General features: G+C 73.2%; 2 protein-coding genes. Both read right to left on the minus strand.

Annotated features, from left to right (window positions below; genetic code table 11):
- Positions 1 to 306: 306 nt before the first annotated feature.
- Positions 307 to 1,209 carry a tRNA (adenine-N1)-methyltransferase gene (locus tag CCN42_RS35335; RefSeq protein WP_030608343.1) on the minus strand — a complete coding sequence of 301 codons (903 nt, stop codon included), beginning with the start codon at positions 1,207 to 1,209 and terminating at the stop codon, positions 307 to 309.
- Between the two features lie 59 nt (positions 1,210 to 1,268).
- The coding region (locus CCN42_RS35340) for a site-2 protease family protein (protein ID WP_245877613.1) at positions 1,269 to 2,601 on the minus strand (1,333 nt) is incomplete at its 5' end.

The following is a 2,601-nucleotide window of genomic DNA, read 5'->3' on the forward strand; positions in this document are numbered from 1 at the left end:
GCCACGACACCGGCGAGCGCGGTGGCGGTGGCCAGCCAGTGGATCGGGCGGGTACGCGTGTGTGCCAGTTCCGGGACCGCGGATTGCTGCACTAGGAGTGTCTCCTGTGAGGGCTGTGCCGGTGGGGTGGCCAGCATGGTGCCACACGTCACAGGGCGGGGGAACGGCGGGGTGGGGACGTTGTTCCGGCCGTCGGCGGCCGGATGCTCCCGGGGATGTCAACAGTGCGGCGCCGTGGGCGAGTTCCGCGCGGAGGGCGGGAACTCGGCCACGGCGCCGTGACGTTGTACGCGGCACGGGACCGCCTCAGCGGCCGGCGCCCCCGTCGGCGTTGGGACCCGCGTAGTCCTCGCCGTAGGCGCCCTTGGCGGGGCGGCGGCGGCGCATCGGCGGCTCCACGCCGTCGGCGAGGCGGCGGGCGGTGAGGAGGAAGCCGGTGTGGCCGATCATCCGGTGGTCCGGGCGGACCGCCAGGCCCTCGATGTGCCAGTTGCGGATCATCGTCTCCCACGCGGTCGGCTCGTTGAAGCAGCCGATCTCGCGGATGGACTCGACGGTCCGGGCGAGCTGGGTGGTGGTCGCCACGTAGCAGCACAGGATGCCGCCCGGGACCAGTGCCTTGGAGACGGCCTCCAGGCACTCCCAGGGGGCGAGCATGTCGAGGATGACGCGGTCGACGTCGGTGTCGCTCAGGTTGTCCTGGAGGTCGCCGACGGTGAGCTGCCAGGCGGGGTGCGGGCCGCCGAAGTAGCGTTCCACGTTCTGCTTCGCGATCTCGGCGAAGTCCTCGCGGCGCTCGTAGGAGTGCAGCATGCCCTGGTCGCCGATGGCCCGCAGCAGGAAGCTGCTGAGCGAGCCGGAGCCGACGCCGGCCTCCACGACGCGGGCGCCGGGGAAGATGTCGGCGAAGGCGAGGATCTGCCCCGCGTCCTTCGGGTAGACGACGGCTGCCCCGCGGGGCATGGACAGGACGTAGTCGGGGAGCAGGGGGCGCAGCGCGAGATAGGCGACGTTCCCCGTCGTACGGACAACGCTGCCCTCGGGAGCGCCGATCAGCTCGTCGTGCGGGAAGGAACCCTTGTGGGTGTGGAAGTTCTTCCCGGCCTCGAGCGTGAACGTGTAGTGGCGGCCCTTGGGGTCGGTCAGCTGTACCTGGTCCCCGACCTTGAAGGGCCCGCGGCGGCGGGCGGCACCGGTCGGTTCGGACATGTGAACAGACTACCGGGGTTTGCCGGAGCCGCAGACCACCGCGTCCGGGAGCGCGGTGCTCAGCTCGGCCTGGCCATGGCCCTGACGAAGGCGCGCTCCACGTCGGCGGCGGACAGGACGCCGTAGATCTCGCCGCTCTCCTCGACCACCAGGTACTCGGTGGCGGGGTGGGCCCTCAGGGCCTCCAGCAGGTCCTCCCCGGCCAGCTCGGCCGAGACGCGCATGCCGTCGGTCAGCTCCTGGGCGAGACCGCTGACGGCGACCCAGGGGCGTCGGTGCTCGGGGACGCCGACGATGGCGGCCTCACGGACCAGCGAGACCGGGGCGCCCTCGGCGTCCACGACGACCAGGGCGCGGGCCCCGGCGTCGTTGGCGCGGCGCAGCGCCTCCGAGAGGGGGGTGTCGGCCCGCACGGGGACCGCGCGCCGGGTGAGGTTGCGGGCGCGCAGTTCCGGCAGGTGCTCGCGCAGCCGGGCGACGCGGAGGCTGTTGCCGGCGCCCGTCCAGATGATCGCGGCGAGGATCGCGGCGAGCAGCGCGTCCAGGACCGTGTCCATGCCGACGTTGTCCTCGGCGTCCGAGCCCAGGACGCCGGACTGGGTGAGCAGCGGCAGGCCGATCAGGACGGAGACGGCCAGGGCGCGGCCGATCCAGGCGGCGGCGATGGTGCCGCTCATGGGCTTGCCGGTGATCTTCCAGACCACGGCCCGGAGCATCCGGCCACCGTCCAGCGGCAGGCCCGGCAGGAGGTTGAAGACGGCCACGATGAGGTTGGAGATCATCAGGCCGGCCAGCAGGACGCCGGGGACCGTGCCCGGCTCGACGGGCAGCATGGCCAGGTAGAAGACGCCGGCGAGGACGAGGGAGAGCAGCGGGCCGACGAAGGCGAGCACGAACTCCCGGCCGGGGGTCTCGGCCTCCTTCTCGATCTCGGAGACACCGCCGAAGAACTGGAGCTGGATGCGGCGGACCGGGAGCTTGAAGCGGAGGGCGGCGATCGTGTGCGCCAGCTCGTGGACGAGGACGGAGGCGTAGAAGGCGACCGCGAAGAAGAGCGAGACCAGATAGCGGGCGGCGCCCAGCTCGGGCAGGACGCGGTCCAGCTGGCCGCCGAACACCCAGGTGATCAGGATCGCCACGAGGAACCAGCTGGGCGCCACGTACACCGGCACACCGAACGGCCGCCCCATGAGCAGACCGCCGCCGGGCTCGGGCCGGTGCGGCGAGCCTTGGGCACCGGAGTGGGCGTGGGTGCGCTCGTGGTCGCCGTCGGGGGCGGGAGCCTTGTCGAGGCGGGTCCGGCCGTCATCACGGCGGCCGGCGTGGCCGGACCGGGCCGCCTGGGGCTCGGACGGCCGGGCCGGGGGCCGGGGGGCCGCCGCCGGGCCGGTC

The sequence above is a fragment of the Streptomyces glaucescens genome (assembly GCF_002154375.1).
GTDB classification, from domain to species: Bacteria; Actinomycetota; Actinomycetes; order Streptomycetales; family Streptomycetaceae; genus Streptomyces; species Streptomyces glaucescens.